Annotated in this window: 13 protein-coding genes and 1 tRNA gene; 6 read left to right on the forward strand and 8 right to left on the reverse strand. The window is 42.8% G+C overall.

Annotated elements, in window-relative coordinates; all coding sequences use genetic code 11:
* Positions 1-173: 173 nt before the first annotated feature.
* The 3 genes from leuD to IQ276_RS17600 all read right to left on the reverse strand — a co-directional run bounded on the left by leuD (position 174) and on the right by IQ276_RS17600 (position 3661).
* A complete protein-coding gene (leuD, locus tag IQ276_RS17590) occupies positions 174-782 on the reverse strand; it encodes a 3-isopropylmalate dehydratase small subunit (protein ID WP_190881604.1) in 609 nt (202 codons plus the stop codon).
* A gap of 122 nt (positions 783-904) precedes the next feature.
* Positions 905-2308, reverse strand: coding sequence for a 3-isopropylmalate dehydratase large subunit (gene leuC, locus IQ276_RS17595; RefSeq protein WP_193918608.1), 1404 nt, complete (start codon positions 2306-2308; stop codon positions 905-907).
* Between the two features lie 123 nt (positions 2309-2431).
* A complete protein-coding gene (locus IQ276_RS17600) occupies positions 2432-3661 on the reverse strand; it encodes a DUF7453 family protein (RefSeq protein ID WP_193918610.1) in 1230 nt (409 codons plus the stop codon).
* Between the two features lie 778 nt (positions 3662-4439).
* Between IQ276_RS17600 and cas6 the strand changes: the two genes are divergently transcribed.
* Entirely contained in the window at positions 4440-5102 is a 663-nt protein-coding gene (gene cas6 / locus IQ276_RS17605; RefSeq protein ID WP_193918611.1) for a type I-MYXAN CRISPR-associated protein Cas6/Cmx6, read from the forward strand.
* A 218-nt stretch (positions 5103-5320) separates the two neighbouring features.
* Here the strand turns inward: cas6 and IQ276_RS17610 are convergent, their stop codons facing one another.
* Entirely contained in the window at positions 5321-5581 is a 261-nt protein-coding gene (locus tag IQ276_RS17610) for a helix-turn-helix domain-containing protein (RefSeq protein WP_235115745.1), read from the reverse strand.
* Between the two features lie 173 nt (positions 5582-5754).
* On the opposite strand from IQ276_RS17610, the gene IQ276_RS17615 reads away from it, so the two are divergent.
* The 3 genes from IQ276_RS17615 to IQ276_RS17625 are packed head-to-tail and all read left to right on the forward strand — an operon-like array spanning position 5755 to position 10983.
* Positions 5755-8451 (forward strand): TnsB C-terminal domain-containing protein, encoded by a 2697-nt coding sequence (locus IQ276_RS17615; RefSeq protein WP_193918613.1) that lies wholly within the window; start codon positions 5755-5757, stop codon positions 8449-8451.
* A 2-nt stretch (positions 8452-8453) separates the two neighbouring features.
* Positions 8454-9605, forward strand: a complete 1152-nt coding sequence (locus tag IQ276_RS17620) for an ATP-binding protein (RefSeq protein ID WP_193918615.1) — start codon at positions 8454-8456, stop codon at positions 9603-9605.
* On the forward strand, positions 9595-10983 hold the full coding sequence (locus IQ276_RS17625) for a TniQ family protein (protein WP_193918617.1): 1389 nt from the start codon (positions 9595-9597) through the stop codon (positions 10981-10983). The genes IQ276_RS17620 and IQ276_RS17625 overlap by 11 nt, the downstream gene beginning before the upstream one ends.
* A gap of 140 nt (positions 10984-11123) precedes the next feature.
* On the opposite strand, the gene IQ276_RS17630 is transcribed toward IQ276_RS17625, so the two are convergent.
* Positions 11124-11196: transfer RNA gene (locus IQ276_RS17630), tRNA-Val, on the reverse strand.
* Positions 11197-11371: 175 nt separating this feature from the next.
* On the opposite strand from IQ276_RS17630, the gene IQ276_RS17635 reads away from it, so the two are divergent.
* Both IQ276_RS17635 and mazG read left to right on the forward strand, forming a co-directional pair.
* Entirely contained in the window at positions 11372-12013 is a 642-nt protein-coding gene (locus IQ276_RS17635) for a metal-binding protein (RefSeq protein WP_235115746.1), read from the forward strand.
* A gap of 17 nt (positions 12014-12030) precedes the next feature.
* Positions 12031-12858 (forward strand): nucleoside triphosphate pyrophosphohydrolase, encoded by an 828-nt coding sequence (gene mazG, locus IQ276_RS17640; protein WP_235115747.1) that lies wholly within the window; start codon positions 12031-12033, stop codon positions 12856-12858.
* A 93-nt stretch (positions 12859-12951) separates the two neighbouring features.
* Here the strand turns inward: mazG and IQ276_RS17645 are convergent, their stop codons facing one another.
* From IQ276_RS17645 to IQ276_RS17655, 3 genes are all read right to left on the reverse strand, one after another.
* Entirely contained in the window at positions 12952-13179 is a 228-nt protein-coding gene (locus IQ276_RS17645) for a hypothetical protein (protein ID WP_235115748.1), read from the reverse strand.
* Between the two features lie 72 nt (positions 13180-13251).
* Positions 13252-14451: a transporter substrate-binding domain-containing protein gene (locus IQ276_RS17650; RefSeq protein ID WP_193925972.1), complete on the reverse strand. Its 1200-nt coding sequence runs from the start codon at positions 14449-14451 to the stop codon at positions 13252-13254.
* Positions 14452-14877: 426 nt separating this feature from the next.
* On the reverse strand, positions 14878-16398 hold the full coding sequence (locus tag IQ276_RS17655; protein WP_193921016.1) for a hybrid sensor histidine kinase/response regulator: 1521 nt from the start codon (positions 16396-16398) through the stop codon (positions 14878-14880).
* Positions 16399-16406 lie beyond the last annotated feature (8 nt).

The following is a 16406-nucleotide window of genomic DNA, read 5'->3' on the forward strand; positions in this document are numbered from 1 at the left end:
GATATTGAGGAGATGGAGCGAGCTGACAGTACTGTTAAAAATCTACCACAGCGATCGCTCCAACACCTCATTAAAAATTGCTATATCTGCATCGAGTATCCAATCCATTTGCTTTGCCATTGGCCGGAATAACATTCATCCAAATCAAGAAAATTACTCTGAGCGACAGAGTATTAACTCGCAGCTAAATTACCCCAACCAACGTAAGGTAATTTTGCAGCCGTAGCCCGAACTTGATCTGCATTAGCTACTAACTGACCGCAAGCATCCCAAGTCCCAGAAATAAAGGTGCTTCTTGTACCTTCACCGATGAAAACTGGGGTAGTGAAATCGCCAATTTGCACTTGCAAAGTTTCCAAATTCACTGTGACATTTGCTTCGGGATTGGCAGCTACTAACTCTTGCAATTGTTTGACATTAGCAGCATCGGCTGTCACACAAGGTATCCCCATTGCCACGCAGTTACCGAAAAAGATTTCGGCAAAACTTTCACCAATTAGTGCTTGAATTCCCCATTTAGCGATCGCTTGCGGTGCATGTTCTCGTGATGAACCACAGCCAAAATTCCTATTAACGATTAAAATCTTCGCCCCTTGGTACTGGGGTTGGTCAAAGGGATGTTCGCCATTTAATGCTTTGCGGTCATCGATAAACGCACCTTCGCCTAAGCCATCAAAGGTAACGGCTTTTAAATAACGGGCGGGAATAATGCGATCGGTATCTATATCATTGCCCACTAAAGGTATACCGCGCCCGGAAACTGTTTTAACTTCGCTTACCATATTTGGAATTGGGGATTGGGGACTGGGGACTGGGGATTGGGGACTGGGGATTGGGGACTGGGGGACTTAACTCTTGTACAGACGCGATTCATCGCGTCTCTCCCAATGCCCCATGCCCAAAATTACAACAACTCACGCACGTCAGAGACTTCGCCTTTAATGGCAGCAGTAGCCACCATTGCCGGACTCATTAATAATGTGCGACCTGAGGAGGAACCTTGTCTTCCTTTAAAGTTGCGGTTAGAAGAGGAGGCGCTGATTTGTCTTCCTTGTAATTTGTCAGGATTCATCGCCAGACACATGGAACACCCAGGTTCACGCCATTCAAATCCAGCTTCGGTGAAGATTTTGTCTAGTCCTTCAGCTTCGGCTTCTTGCTTCACCCGTTCGGAACCAGGAACGACAAAGGCTTTAATTCCCTCAGCAACATGGCGACCCTTGGCGATTTTGGCAGCTTCCCGCAAATCACTAATTCTGCCGTTGGTGCAACTGCCAATGAAGCAGACATCGATTTTGGTGCCTTTGATGGGTTGACCGGGGTATAAATCCATGTAGCGGTAAGCTTCTTCGGCAACAAAGCGGTCTTCTTCGAGGAGTTCTTCTGGCTGGGGAACAAACTGGTTAACACCGATACCTTGACCGGGAGTAATTCCCCAGGTAACGGTGGGAGGAATTTGGGCAGCGTCAAAGACTACTACAGCGTCGTATTCAGCATCAGTATCACTTTTGATGGATTCCCACCAAGTTACTGCTTTGTCCCAATCTGCACCAATGGGTGCAAAATCTCTGCCTTGCAGGTAATCGTAGGTGACTCGATCCGGATTGACGTAGCCGCATCTGGCACCGCCTTCGATCGCCATATTGCAAACTGTCATCCTCTCTTCCATGTTCATTTGTTCAAAGGTGGTACCTGCAAATTCGTAGGCATAGCCCACGCCACCTTTCACACCAAGGGTGCGGATGATATGTAAAATCACATCTTTGGCGTAAACCCCAGGGTTGAGAGTGCCGTTAACTTCAATTTTGCGGACTTTCAGTTTCGAGAGGGCGAGGGTTTGGGAAGCCAGAACATCCCGGACTTGGCTAGTACCGATCCCAAATGCGATCGCTCCAAATGCACCATGACTGGATGTGTGGCTATCTCCACAAGCGATCGTCATTCCCGGCTGGGTCAGTCCAAGTTCGGGAGCGATGACATGAACTATGCCCTGACTACCAGAACCAATATTGTAAAAAGTTATGTTATTTTCTTGACAATTCTGCTCAAGCGCCTGAATCATCTCCTCTGCCAAGGAATCGACAAAAGGACGTGCTTGATTTTCTGTGGGCACAATGTGGTCTACCGTGGCAACGGTACGCTCAGGAAAGAGTACTTTTAAACCCCGCTCGCGTAACATAGCAAAGGCCTGGGGACTAGTGACTTCGTGAACTAGGTGAAGCCCAATAAATAGTTGTGTAAGTCCTGAGGGAAGTGTACCAACAGTGTGTAAGTCCCAAACTTTATCGAATAAGGTACCTTTGCTCATACGTCAATCGGTTTTTAACGAGTCAGAGTTATCATAGTATCAAAAAAAAGTCAGACTTTTTCTATACGATTTAAGGAAAAAATTTTCATGCGTTCTGCATACAGCAGAACGCATGATGGCTGTTTAGATACCTTTGTTTTTCGGTTTCTTAGATAGCTTTCCTTGGAATAAAACACCCAAGCTCATAGCTGTTCCTAGACCAAGAAGATTGGTGGGTTCTGGGACACTAGCAACAGGAACAGCGACAAAGTACCCCCCAGTGCTATCTTCAAAGCTTGCGGCAAAGGCGATCTCACCACGGTTATTAAACCCTTCAAAGGTGAAGTTGAGACCTGTTATCTTTGAACCAAAAAGACTATCCCCTATAGCAATCACCTTATCAGCAACAGGGTCTGCACCAGTAAAAATGCCAAAACCCCCTGCATCCAATGTTGCAACAAAAGCTACCGCTCCTTCGTTGTTGATGGCAGGCTGATCTAGAAAGCTTTCAAAAAGACCCCTAGAGGTAACAATCGGAGTCAAAATTCCGTCACTAACAGTAAAGATACCTTCACCTCCAGCATCTAAAGAAGCAGAGAGGATCACCGTTCCAGTGTCGTTAATACCAGGGTTTCTGAATCTTTGAAAAGGACCGCTAGAGTCAACAATAGTATTCAAAGTTCCGTCACTGACAGTAAAAATACCTTCGCCCCCTACTTTGTCTGGACCAGCCGTGAAAGCAACTGTGCCACTGTTGTTAATAGCGGGAACTCCAGAGGAAATAAAGGAGCCAGTGTTATCAATGATAGTAGTAAGCGCTCCTCCAGAGCTAGTTAAGATTCCATCGAATTCTGGGAATCGCTCACCTCTAAAGGCTACTGTATTCTCATCATTGATAGTAGGAAAACCAAGGTTACTAAAAGTCGTAGTATCGGCAATGAGAGTAAGTGTTCCTCCTGAGCTGGTAAGAATTTCGTCGCCTCCGCTAGAACTTGTACGAGCATAGAAAGCAACTGTATCACTGTTATTGATACTAGGAAAATTTACGAAGTAAAAGCTTCCAATCGGAGCAATGGTAGTGAGCGCTCCTCCAGAGCCAGTGAAAATACCGCCACTGAAAGGAACTTCAGACCCAGAGACAGAGAAGTTAGAAACCTTGAAAGCTACTGTTCCCTTATCATTAATTGCAGGAGGATAAGAGGCAGATACAGAAAAATCACCAAAATCATTGGTATCAGCAATCTTGATAAATTTGAAGTCGGCGGCATATGCCTTTTCTACAGATATGCTGCTTAGAATCATCCCGACTACTATTGCTGCTGATATTTTTATGGTTGTGAAAGTTGTGGCTTTAGCCCTAAACAAAAATTTCATAGATTTAAACTTTTATAGTTACTATGCTTAAGTGTATAAGTAAATATACGATGAGTTTCATCTCAGGCTTTTGGATGATTCAGTTTTGTGTTACTGAAGTATCTGTAACGCAAAACTACTAAACAATGCTTAATCGTGTAGCTCAATGACAAGCGATCGCCCCTCGCTTCCACCTTCACCCCAATCTTGCCTGCTTTAAGTCTCTCGTTTACTACCTCGATTGTCCATTTGGCTGTGCTAATTTTGCGCTGTGATTGCGGGTAATTTCAGGTAATTTCCGGTAATAATATTACCGGAAATCGCAGCAGCAAGATTATGGTTCCATTAAAAAAGCCGCCAATCGTGTGACTTTACCCATAACTTTGCCGCTACTGGAACCATAACTTTGCCGTCAACAACACTATAACCCTCATTCTTGCGTCAGCTAATTTTGGATGAAATTGACAGTTTGGAACCATAAGTTTGCCGCTAGTCTAAATTGGAAGGATAAGCTTGCCCTGAGTCCAATCAAGCATAGAAAGCAGAAAAGCACCGAATTTTTTTATAATGAAGCAGAAGCTGTTCATACTGGTATGGGATAGAAACTTTTGGCTATCCATCTGTTTTGAGTAACTACTGGAGTATTAGAAGATCCTCCTAACCAGTGAGAATATTGCGAACAATAGCCTAAACTGGATTGCCACTCTAACCAAAGTAGTCGGCGATGACAATGAGGATAATTTTGCACAAGAGGATGTTGATGTATTAAACAAACTCTGACATCTCAAAATTTCCATCTATGGCAGCCATATTAATTCAAAGCGAGGAATATGTAGATTTAACGTTTAAGCTGAGAGGCGCACCGATTCCTCTTGACAACGGTTATCTTACCTACGCTGCCTTATCCCGTATTTGTCCCCCACTACATGAACTAAACAATATTGGGATTCATCCGATCGCAGGAATACCGACAAGGAACAATTTGCTTGAACTCACTGCTCAATCCCGTCTAAAAATTCGGATTCATCATCAACAGATTCCTTTAATTTATCCTTATTTAGCGGGTCAAGCTTTTCACATAGGTCAAAATTCTTATCAACTAGATATTCCCGAATACAAACCGTTAATTTCTTCAAAAAGTGTCTATTCCAGATTAGTGATAATTACAGGCTTTCAAGAACCTATTAACTTTATTGAAGCTGTGCAACGGAAACTGGATAATAAAGGAATACAAGGAAAAATTGAACTTCTGACCCGACAAGATGGAACACCTCAAAAAAGACAATTAACCATCAATCAAAAAGGAAAACAGTTTAAAGTTAGAGGATTTGGCGTAAAAATTAGCGAACTCAACCCAGAAGATTCCTTAACCTTGCAAGAACAGGGAATTAGTGGGAAACGAAAAATGATGTGTGGAATATTTGTCCCAGCGACTCGCACCAAAGAAGAAGAGGAAACCTGAACATGGTTGCTACCCAAACCAAAATTTCCCTATCTCTCGATGCTGCGGATACGACAATAATGCACCGCGTCGGTATGACGGGACTTTCATAGGTTCAAGAGAGAATAACCGACTCCGTTGCGGGATTTCTAGAGGTTTTAGGCTCCAATGTTCTGAGTAAATAGTCATCCCTCTGGGATTAACCTAAACGCTGGTACTTTAGTTTTAACACCTAAATTTTAGGGATTAGTTTCCGATTCACTCTTAACCTCGATACCGTAATTAACAAAGAGATCAGAGACAGATATCTCCAAAGCTGCCGCTAACTTAACAATATTTTTTAACGAAGGGTTACGCTCTCCGGTTTCGATTCCTGAGATGTAGTTGCGATGAAGTCCTGACTTTTCAGCCAGTTCTTCTTGGGATAAATCTAACTCTCGCCTTCGCCGCCTAATGGCTTTGCCAAAGCGGTACTCAATACTGGGGTGTTTTTGCGTCACAAAACAATACTGAACCAGTATCACCATTAAATCTATCTACTATCAGTGGACTTTTGCACAATATAAGTGTTATAAAGTTAATTAGTATAGCATCAGGCAAGCAAGTTCCTAACTTTATGGTCTTATTTTGATAGATTCATAAAATAAGGCGCTTTGCGCTTACTAAGGAGTATATGAAAGAGCAATTTGAACAATGGGTTGCTCGCCTTCAAATATCCGAGGCAGGGCAAAAAATTATTGAGAAAGTTCGCTCATCTGAGCCATCCCGTCGCGTTGGTGGCGGTAGCAAGAATGTTTCGGGACGCTACCCTAGCCGCAAGATGGGAGTGACGATTCAATTTGAGTCTCATCGGGTTGAACTGCCAATTATCTATCAGTTAGAACACGATGAAGATGTTCTAGAATTCTACGATCAACCACCACAAATTAAACTTGACTATCAAGCAAGTAATGGACGTAGATTAGGCGTTTTACACACCCCAGATTTATTTGTCATCCGAACCAATTCGGCTGGTTGGGAAGAATGTAAAACTGAGCAGGATTTGAAAAAACTAGCAGAGAAAAACCCCAATCGTTACTTTTACTCTGAAGAAGATAATCAATGGCATTGCCCGCCAGGAGAAGACTATGCTAACCAGTTTGGGCTTTATTACTGCATTCGCTCAGATCGCGAAATCAATTGGGTTCTGCAACGTAATCTGCAATTTTTAGAGGATTATTATCGCTCAGAATCTCTAGTAGTGGAAGAAGCGATTGCTCAATCATTACTTGCAGTTGTGTCATCTCAACCAGGAATCACTTTAGCAGAATTACTCAATCATTCAACAGGAGCTAAATCTGACGATATCTACACCTTAATTATTCAACAGCAAATCTATATTGATTTAAATGCTACACCATTAGCTGAACCAGAAAGATGTCTAATCTTCCGTGACGAACAAACTGCTAGTGCTTACAGATTAATGGTTGAGCAGCCAAGTGTAAATCTTCCGGCTATCTCTCCTGTAGTCAATATTGTTACTGGAACGACTGTTAGTTGGGACGGCAAAGGTTTAAATATCATTCATGTTGGAGAAACAGAGGTTATACTTGGCGCAGAAAATAATCAGTTAATTGAACTCAAAAAAGCTGTATTTGAGAATCTAGTTCGCCAAGGAAAAATCACCAGTCTCCAAACACCAGAAAAAACAGCTATTAGCACAGAATCTTGGCAGCGATTTCGTCAAGCTAGTCCTGAAGACCAAGCAGAAGCCCTTGAACGCTACAAAATTATCGAACCTTACTTAAACGGCCATCCTCCAGAAAACGAAACAATACCAGCCCGTACCATTCGTGACTGGAAAGCTAAATATCTAACTGCAATTCAAAAATACGGTTGCGGCTACATTGGGCTTTTGTCCCATCGCAGTGTCAAAGGTAATCGTCAGCGCAAGCTGCCCGAAGACACCTTAGCAATTATGGAGAAGTTTATTTTAGAAGACTATGAAACTCTTAAACAAAAAAGAATGTGGGAGGTTCACGCGGCTTTAGTTCGAGCTTGCGAAGAATCTGGTGTAATTGCTCCCAGCTATAAAGCATTTACCAAAGAAGTACAACGCCGGACTGGTTACGAACAGACTAAAAAACGCCAAGGTCGTCGTGCCGCTTATCAGCATGAATCCTTCTATTGGGAGCTTGCTATAACTACCCCAAGACACGGCGATCGCCCTTTTGAAATTGGGCATATAGATCATACTGAGTTAGATGTAGAGCTAGTTTGCTCTGATACAGGTCGCAATCTTGGCAGACCTTGGGCAACATTTCTCGTAGATGCTTATTCACGGCGATTGCTGGCAGTTTACCTAACGTTTGACTCACCCTCATATCGTTCTTGCTTAATGGTGCTAAGAATTTGTGTCAAGCGTCACGGCAGGCTTCCCCAAATTGTAGTAGTAGATAACGGTGCAGAGTTTCACAGCGTTTATTTTGAAACACTACTAGCTACTTTTGAATGTACAAAAAAGCAAAGACCCCCAGCCAAAGCTCGTTTTGGTTCGGTTTGCGAACGCCTATTTGGAACTTCCAATACTCAATTTGTCCATAACTTACTTGGTAATACACAAATAACTCGTAACGTCCGCCAAGTCACCAAGTCAGTTAACCCTAAAAATCAAGCTGTATGGACACTTGGTTTACTTTATGAATACCTTTGTGCTTGGGCTTACAAAGTTTACGATACAGACGAACATCCGGCACTTTTCCAGAGTCCGAGGGATGCGTTTGCTGCGGGTATCGCGATTGGTGGCAGTCGGGTTCACCGCATGATTCCTTACGATGAAAACTTTCAGATTCTTACCCTACCTACGACCTCAGAGGGGAAAGCAAAAGTTCAAGTTGGACGTGGTGTAAAAATTAACTCAATCTACTACTGGTCTAATAGTTTCCGCGACCCCCAAATTGAAAATACCTCTGTGCAGATAAGATACGACCCGTTTAATATTGGTATCGCTTACGCCTTTGTTCGAGGACAGTGGGTACAGTGTATCTCTCAATATTATGCAGAACTCCAAGGTCGTTCAGAAAAAGAATTGAAGTTAGCTAGTATCGAATTACGCAAACGCTCTTCAAATCATGCACAACAATCTAAAGTTTCAGCTAAGAATTTAGCAGAATTTTTAGCATCGGTAGAAGCTCAAGAAGCTCTATTAGAACAGCGTTCCTATGATGCAGAAGTTAAGGAAGTCTTTAGGGTAATCGAGGGTGGAAAAGCGACAACAAGCCGTAACGAAGAACCAAAACTTATTCAAGTTACTTTTGCCAATACCGATTTTCAAGCGGATGAAGATGAAGCGATCGTCCCAGAAACACTTGTAGTGTATGAGGAGTTTTAATTATGACAAAATCTACTGGATTTCCTCTTGAACTCCTCACACGGTCTGTTACAGAAAGGCTTGCTTACTTTGAAAATTACACCGTAGCGCATCCTCGACTTAAAGAAGTCTATGAAATTCTCATGCGAACAATTGCTGAACCCGCAGGGGCATCATTTATCTTTATTTATGGCCCTAGCGGTATCGGTAAAACAACTTTGCGACTCCGCGTTGAGCAGAAATTAACAGAACTAGCATTACCTAAACTGGAAAGCGATCGCAGTCGTGTTCCTGTTGTTGGTGTTGAAGCTGTAGCTCCAGAATCGAGAAACTTCAACTGGAAAGATTACTACACACGCGCTTTAATCGCCTTAGAGGAACCCTTAATCGATCACAAGTTTGATTATGGTGTGCGTGGTATCTCTCGCGATAATTTTGGAAAAATTAATGTTGAGTCGAAAGTAGTTGCACCTGCTCTACGCAGAGCTTTAGAAAATGCCCTCATCCATCGTCATCCAGACGTATTTTTTGTAGATGAAGCACAACATTTTGGCAAGATGGCAAGCGGATACAAGCTACAAGATCAATTAGACTGCCTCAAATCTGTGGCAAATATGACAGGTATCTTGCATTGTCTATTAGGAACTTACGAATTACTGACATTCCGTAATTTGAGCGGTCAATTATCACGTCGTAGTGTCGATATTCATTTCCGTCGTTATTGTGCTGATAATCCAGAGGATGTACAAGCTTTCAAAAGTGTATTGTTGACTTTTCAACAGCAGATGCCACTTGCAGAGCATCCAGATTTAGTTAGTCATTGGGAATATTTTTACGAACGTACTTTAGGATGTGTTGGCATACTAAAAAATTGGTTAACACGCGCTCTCAAAGATGCTCTAGATCGAGAAGCAACAACAGTCACTCTCAAAGACTTACAAAAACGTGCTTGGTCGGTTGCCCAGTGTCAGAGAATGTTCAAGGAAATTCAAGAGGGCGAACGACAATTATCTGAAACGGAAACAGATATACAAAACTTACGCTCTGCATTAGGACTTGGCGCAAAACCAATTGTGCTACCCGAAGAAACTCCAAAAACTACTCGTTCGCCAGGAAAGGTTGGCAAACGCAAAGCTAAAAGAGATCCCATCGGAGTGCAGCAAGATGTTAGCTAGTGTATTAGAAACATACGAATCTTGGAATTTAAAAAAGCCATTAATTCCACAACGTAGTCGCCTCTATCAACCTCAACCTGTAGGTCTTGGGACTCCTTACATAGAGAGTTTAACAGGCTATATCGCACGGATAGCAGAGTTGCATGGAGTTCTTCCAGGAGTCTTGATAACTAGAGAAATTGCTCCGCTTGTCAATAAAATATATTTCCAAAATGGAGCTAATCGAGGTTTTCGTGAAATATTCAACCGTAGTCAAGCGTTAAATGGCATGGGAGAGATGGCAGCAGATTTAGTTCAAGTTTTACAAAAATTGACGCTTAGAGATGACTTGCGTTTTTTAACCATGCTGTTTTGGTCTAACATTTTGACTCCACGCAATTTATTTCGTACCAGAAAAGCTTGGTGTCCAATTTGTTATCAAGAGCGGCATCAAAATGGGCTGGTAGTCTATGAGCAATTGCTTTGGACAATTAACCTAATTACAATTTGCCCGCAGCATCAAAAACCCTTGGTTGAACTTTGCCCTCACTGTAATCATGAATCACCTTTGTTAAACTGGCGCTCAAGACCTGGTTACTGTTCAAAGTGTGGAGAGTGGTTAGGCGCAAATCAATGCCTTAAGACATTTACAGATGGTGAAGGATCAATAAAATTACAGTTGGAGTGGCAGTATTGGACTGCCAATGTTGTAGGAGAGCTAATTTTAGCTGCTCAATGCTTTGAATCTGCCCCATCAAAAGAAAATATTACAAAATCATTAAATATAGTTATTGATAAAGTTGCGGAAAATAATGCAGCTGCATTTTCTCGTCTTATTGGAGTACCAAAAAATAGTTTGTGGATGTGGCAGTCTACTAAAACCTTGCCAGAGCTAAATACACTTCTGAAAATTTGTTACGAATTAGAGATATCGTTGGTAGAATTTCTTACTCCAAAAAATCTAATTACTAAATCTTTTACAAAAATCTCGCAGAAGCACCTCCAACTTTCTCGCACACCAAGGGTATCTCCAAAATCTTTCGACCAATATCAAGTAAAAGATGCTTTATTAGCAATACTTACAGGTAATGAAGAACCACCACCAACAATGGAAGAAGTTGGAAAGCGTTTAGGTCATCACAACAGAACTATTTCTAGACACTTTCCAGATTTGTGTAGTGCTATTTCTGCTAAATGTCGTAATTACAATAAAGCTTGCCGTCTCAAAAGCATAGAAAAACTTTGCAGCGAAGTTAGAGAGATTGTCCTTAGCCTTAATGCTCAGGGTGTGTATCCCACAGAAGGTCGTGTTTGTGAATTAATGCCAAATCCGGGGTGTTTTAGATATAAACAAGTCCGCGCTGCTTTTAATGATGCACGACGTGAGTTTGGTTTGTAAGCTGTTATATGTAAAACTAGAACAGCTTATATGACTGGAACCATAACCTTGCCACCCTTTATTGGAAGCATAAGCTTGCCGTTGCGGCAAAGTTATGGGTAAAGTCACAAATCGACGGCTTTTCGTTTTTTTTTGGTCTATGGGCAGTACCAGACTCGAACTGATGACATCCTGCTTGTAAGGCAGGCGCTCTACCAACTGAGCTAACCGCCCGTTTTGTCTCACGATTATATAATATAGCAAAAGATTTTCTATTGCGCTAGTGTTTTTGGAAAAATATTTTTTGAACGTAGACGCGCAGGTGCCAAGGACACACAGACAAAGAAGAAATGCTTAACCCAACAGTATTGGCTTATAATCTCTCAGTATTCAGCACTTAGGACTCAGAATGCCCTCTGGTCGCACGCACGATCGCATTACTCTATATGCTCTGCCGTTCGTGGCGGGTGTAACTTTGTGGCAGACTCGCAGTAGCAATGCGACTTTGTTGGTTGCAGGCGGGTTTCTCTTCGGTGGGCTGATGTTTGGCCCGGATTTAGATATTTATTCTGTGCAATTTCAACGCTGGGGTTTCTTGCGTTGGATTTGGCTACCTTATCAAAAAAGTTTGCGGCATCGTTCTTTTTTATCCCACGGGCCGATTATTGGTACGACGCTGCGGATAATCTATCTGGGGTGCTTGCTAGCTATCTTGGCAATTTTTGTTTTGGTAATTGCCCAAAAGCTGTGGAATTTTAATTTTACCTGGCAGGATTTGGGTGGAAGTATTGGGCGATCGCTCCTGCAATACGATACTGAATATGTCGCCCTGTTCTTGGGTTTGGAATTCGGTGCTATGAGTCATTCTCTCAGCGATTGGAGCGGTTCGGCATACAAGCGCTTTCAAAAACAGGGAATTCGTGGGTTGCTTCCTAGTGGCAAAATAAAGAAGCGTAAAGTTGCAACTCGCGGTCGTCCTCGCTCTACCGGAAGCAGAGGGACTGGCAGACAAAGGGCTAGAGGCGACAAGGGGAAAACTCCTAACTCTTGACAAAGGACAAATCACAAATGACAAATGACAAAGTTGATACTTTGGCGGCGTTACAGGAGTTAATAGAGGTAGTAGCAAAATTGCGATCGCCTGATGGTGGTTGTCCCTGGGATTTGGCACAAACTCCCGAAACGCTGACACCCTATGTAATCGAAGAAGCTTATGAAGTGGTGGATGCGATTAAAAGTGGGGATAAAAGTGCGATCGCCGAAGAGTTAGGCGATTTATTATTACAAGTAGTATTGCAAGCCCAAATCGCCAGTGAATCTGGACAATTTTCTCTCAAAGAAATCGCTCAAGGCATTTCCCAAAAGTTGATTCGCCGTCATCCCCATGTGTTTGGTGATGTGTCGGTGCAAAGTGTGGATGAGGTGCGGCAAAATTGGGAACAAATCAAAGCTGCGGAAAAAGGCGAGTCATCCCCAGAAACTCAAAAACTTAGTGCGAAACTCAGTCGTTATGGACGTACTCTTCCCCCGTTAACTGCGGCGATGAAGATTTCCGAAAAGGCTGCGGCTGTGGGGTTTGAATGGGAAAACATTGAGGGCGTCTGGGATAAATTTCATGAAGAGTTGGCGGAATTTGAACAGGCTTTAGCTGACGAAACACCCGCACGGCAACAATCAGAATTAGGGGATTTACTATTTGCGGTGATTCAACTTGCACGTTGGCATAACCTTGACCCCAGTGCTGGTTTGCAAGGTACAAATCAGCGATTTGTCCAGCGGTTACAAAAAATGGAGGCAGTTGTTGACCGTCCCCTTAGTGATTACAGTTTGGATGAGTTAGAAACTCTTTGGCAGCAAGCAAAAGCTCTAATTGCTCAAGAAGGGAGTGGGGAGTAGGGAATGGGGAGTGGGGCATGGGGCATTGGGCATTGGGCACTTGTACTGAGCGAAGCCGAAGTATGGGGATTGGGCATGGGGCAGGCTTAGAACTTAAAGCTTCAGGCTCAAAGGTGCAACTTCCAGGCTCAAAGGCGCAACTTTCGAGTTCAAAGCCTCAATGTTCATGCTCAAAGGTGCAACTTTCGAGTTCAAAGCCTCAACGTTCATGCTCAAAGGTTCAACGTCGAGCTTCAAAGCCTCAACGTTCATGCTCAGAGGTTCAACGTCGAGCTTCAAAGCCTCAACGTTCATACTTAGAGGTTCAACGTCGAGCTTCAAAACCTCAAACTCCCATCCCCCTCATCTCCCCCTGCCCTCATCTCCCCCACTCCCCATTCCCCACTCCCTTCCTCAAGATTCTTTAGCATCAAACCACTTATCATATAACGATTGATAAGTGCCATTTTCTTTGAGATTCAGTAAGGCTTTGTTAATTGGTTTGCGATAGGGACTGTTATTCGGTAGAACGATACCGTAACTTTCTTCACGCAAGATAGTGCCAACAACCTGTACTTTGCCTTTGCCTTCATTGGCAGCATAGAAGAGGAGTACAGGTGCATCAAACACCACGGCATCAGCTTTTTTTGTTTGCAGAGCATTGTAAGCTTGCTCAATTTTAGGGACTTCTAGAACTGAAATATGATGTTCTCGCAGGTATGCAGCTGCTGTGCTACCCGCAGTTGTAGCTACTATCTTGCCTGGTAAATCGTCGATACTCTTGATATCGCCTTGGAGTTGCTGCACTGTTAATGAGGTGGTGGCGGTGGCTGTAAAGTAGGCAGCGAAAAGCACTCCGATGAACATCCAAACAATACCTACTAAGCGTCCTAATACTCCCTTGGGCATTTCATCAGCTTGGGTTGCTAATGTGGCAGCTGCCCACCAACAGGCTTTGAAAATACCAGGAAAGTATGATTCAGGAACCATCCCTTCTTTATGATGGCGCTCAGATAACCAAATAATGTGGGCTGCTATGACAATTAGTACTAGGGCAATGCCTATGACTTGGAAGAGGCTAGCAGAAAAAAATAATTGCAAAATATTTGGAAAGCCAGTGTTGTTGTTCTCTGCATTTCTGACCAGAATTTGCAGCCCCCCAGCAAAAATCGGTAATGAGAAGTCAAAATTCTGCTGGCGTTCGGCTGTAATGGAGATAGCTGCAATTCCTAAGTTGGCTTTGTTGTCCTGAATGCCAGCAAGCAGTTCCGACACTGTGGAATATTGAATAAATTTAGACTCTACACCGATTTCGTTAGCGATGCTGCGCCAAAGGTCGATACTAAATCCCGATAGCTGACCTTTCTCTGGTAGCACAAAGGGTGGTATGACTCGTGTAGCTACTAATAACGGTTGTTGGGGTTGTGGCTTTTGGGTAAATCCTGGGGATGCCATTAACAACAATGCCAGAATTGTACCTACTAATCCTATGCAGGTATAGAGTACTAAGGAACGGCTGGTTTGATTTTTGCCTTTATGTCCTTGAAAATAGGCAATCCGGCTTTTCCTCCCAGCCATAACGCGGCGAAATCTAGTGGCGATCGCATTTATCATCAGAATTTTCTTGGGGTTGTGTGCTATGTCTATTTATCATGCCCAACCCATATCAAAAATCCTTCCACTTCTAGGGAGCGCAGCACATTAGACCTCTTGCATAAATCAAAAATAAAGAACCCCACCCCGCATTTGCTGACGCAAACGCTCCCCTCCGCGCTTGCGGGGAGGGGTTGGGGGTGGGGTGTTAGGGACTTTTGCAAGAGGTCTATTTGTTAAGTCCTTTGACAAACGAATGACCAAGCCCCGTTGGGGCGGGAGTCGGGAGTAGGGAGTCGGGAGTAGGGAAAAAAATAGCGACCCCAACCAGCGCTCTACAAGCCCCGTCTTTTAAGACGATTGCAAAGGACCAAGGTCTCAAGCCCCGTTCAATGCTGTCTTCCCCACTCCCTACTCCCTACTCCCTACTGCCTTCTTGTTGACCTATCAATCATTGGCTTCATTCAATAATGATTCAGGATTTAAAGGCAAAATTACTGTAAATGTAGTACCAATGCCAACTTTACTTGTAACGCTGATTTCACCCCTGTGGGCATCAACGCACCTTTTAACAATGACTAACCCCAATCCAGTACCCTGAATTGATTGGACATTTGAGGCTCGGTAGAATGATTCAAAAAGTCTGGCTTGGTCTGCTTCAGGAATACCAATTCCTTGGTCTTGAATATAAAAAATTGCTACTTTATCGCTAGGGTCACATATTAGATCAAATTGAATATTGCCACCTCTGGGAGAATATTTAACTGCGTTTGACAGGAGATTTCCGAACATGTAATGTAAGAGCCGTTCATCCATCACAGCGTTCGTATTCTCACTATGACAAGTAAAAATAATTTGACTTAGACTATTTATAACACTAGAAAATTCTTCAATTAGTTCTTTACAGAATTGTTCTAAATTAATTGGAGCAGGATTGCATACCAATTTTCCTGCCTCCGCATGACCCATAAATAGCACCTCTTCCATGAGTTGGTTCATGGATTGCACAGCTGCTTGAATGCGGTTTAAATAGGTGCGTCTTTTAACATCTGTCAAATGCGCTCCTTGAATTTCTATGAGTTCTACTGCCGTTTGAATAACTGTTAGAGGATTACGGAATTCATGAGATACAGTCGAAATAAATAAAGACTTGAGACGGTTAAGTTCTTGCTCCTTTTGTAATGCTTGCTCTAGCAATTGCGTCTGACGCCTTTCGCTAATATCCCAAAAAACAACTACTACACCATTTATCTGGTCAGATCCCCGTCTCAGTGGTGAAGCACTATCGCCAATGGGAACTCTTTTTCCGTCTCTAGTAATCAGAGATGTAAATTCCCCTAAATAAACAACTTGTTGCTCCCGTAACACTTTTGTGACTGGGTTTTCTAAGGTAGCTTCTGTAACTTCATCAACAATATGAAAAATGTTTGAGACTTCATTGCCTAAAGCATCTTCTTGTGGCCATCCAGTTATCGCCTCAGCTGCGGGATTCATGAATGTCACCATTCCTTTTTCATTGGTGGCAATCACAGCATCACTCATGGAGTTTAAAAGAGTTGCTAACTGGTCTCGATTCTCCCGTAGTTCGCGTTCTAACTGGTGTTTTAATAAACCGATTTCAATAGCTATTCTTAAATCTTTTGTGGTAAATGGTTTAACAATATATCCGAAAGGTTGGGTAATTTTTGCTCGTTCTAAGGTATTTTCATCACCATATGCAGTGAGAAAAATCACAGGAACATCTAGCTGCTCACGAATATGAGCAGCAGTAGCAATACCGTCCATCTCTCCTTTAAGAATAATATCCATTAGTACTAGTTCTGGTTGAGTTTCCGATGCTTTAGCAATGGCAACTTTTCCTGAGGAAGCTGTACCTGTGACAATGTACCCTAGTTGGCTAAGTTGGTTGGCAATAGTTCTAGCCACAATCACTTCATCTTCAACGACTAAAATCCTAGCTTGAGCCATTTGATATT

It is taken from the genome of Desmonostoc muscorum LEGE 12446 (assembly GCF_015207005.2).
Lineage (GTDB): Bacteria > Cyanobacteriota > Cyanobacteriia > Cyanobacteriales > Nostocaceae > Nostoc > Nostoc muscorum.

What these genes read in the sequence shown, in the direction of transcription:
- leuD (WP_190881604.1), bottom strand. Translation starts at nt 782, where the DNA reads ATGGTAAGCGAAGTTAAAACAGTTTCCGGGCGCGGTATACCTTTAGTG.
- leuC (WP_193918608.1), bottom strand. Translation starts at nt 2,308, where the DNA reads ATGAGCAAAGGTACCTTATTCGATAAAGTTTGGGACTTACACACTGTT.
- IQ276_RS17600 (WP_193918610.1), bottom strand. Translation starts at nt 3,661, where the DNA reads ATGAAATTTTTGTTTAGGGCTAAAGCCACAACTTTCACAACCATAAAA.
- cas6 (WP_193918611.1), top strand. Translation starts at nt 4,440, where the DNA reads ATGGCAGCCATATTAATTCAAAGCGAGGAATATGTAGATTTAACGTTT.
- IQ276_RS17615 (WP_193918613.1), top strand. Translation starts at nt 5,755, where the DNA reads ATGAAAGAGCAATTTGAACAATGGGTTGCTCGCCTTCAAATATCCGAG.
- IQ276_RS17620 (WP_193918615.1), top strand. Translation starts at nt 8,454, where the DNA reads ATGACAAAATCTACTGGATTTCCTCTTGAACTCCTCACACGGTCTGTT.
- IQ276_RS17625 (WP_193918617.1), top strand. Translation starts at nt 9,595, where the DNA reads ATGTTAGCTAGTGTATTAGAAACATACGAATCTTGGAATTTAAAAAAG.
- IQ276_RS17635 (WP_235115746.1), top strand. Translation starts at nt 11,372, where the DNA reads ATGCCCTCTGGTCGCACGCACGATCGCATTACTCTATATGCTCTGCCG.
- mazG (WP_235115747.1), top strand. Translation starts at nt 12,031, where the DNA reads ATGACAAATGACAAAGTTGATACTTTGGCGGCGTTACAGGAGTTAATA.
- IQ276_RS17650 (WP_193925972.1), bottom strand. Translation starts at nt 14,451, where the DNA reads ATGATAAATGCGATCGCCACTAGATTTCGCCGCGTTATGGCTGGGAGG.
- IQ276_RS17655 (WP_193921016.1), bottom strand. Translation starts at nt 16,398, where the DNA reads ATGGCTCAAGCTAGGATTTTAGTCGTTGAAGATGAAGTGATTGTGGCT.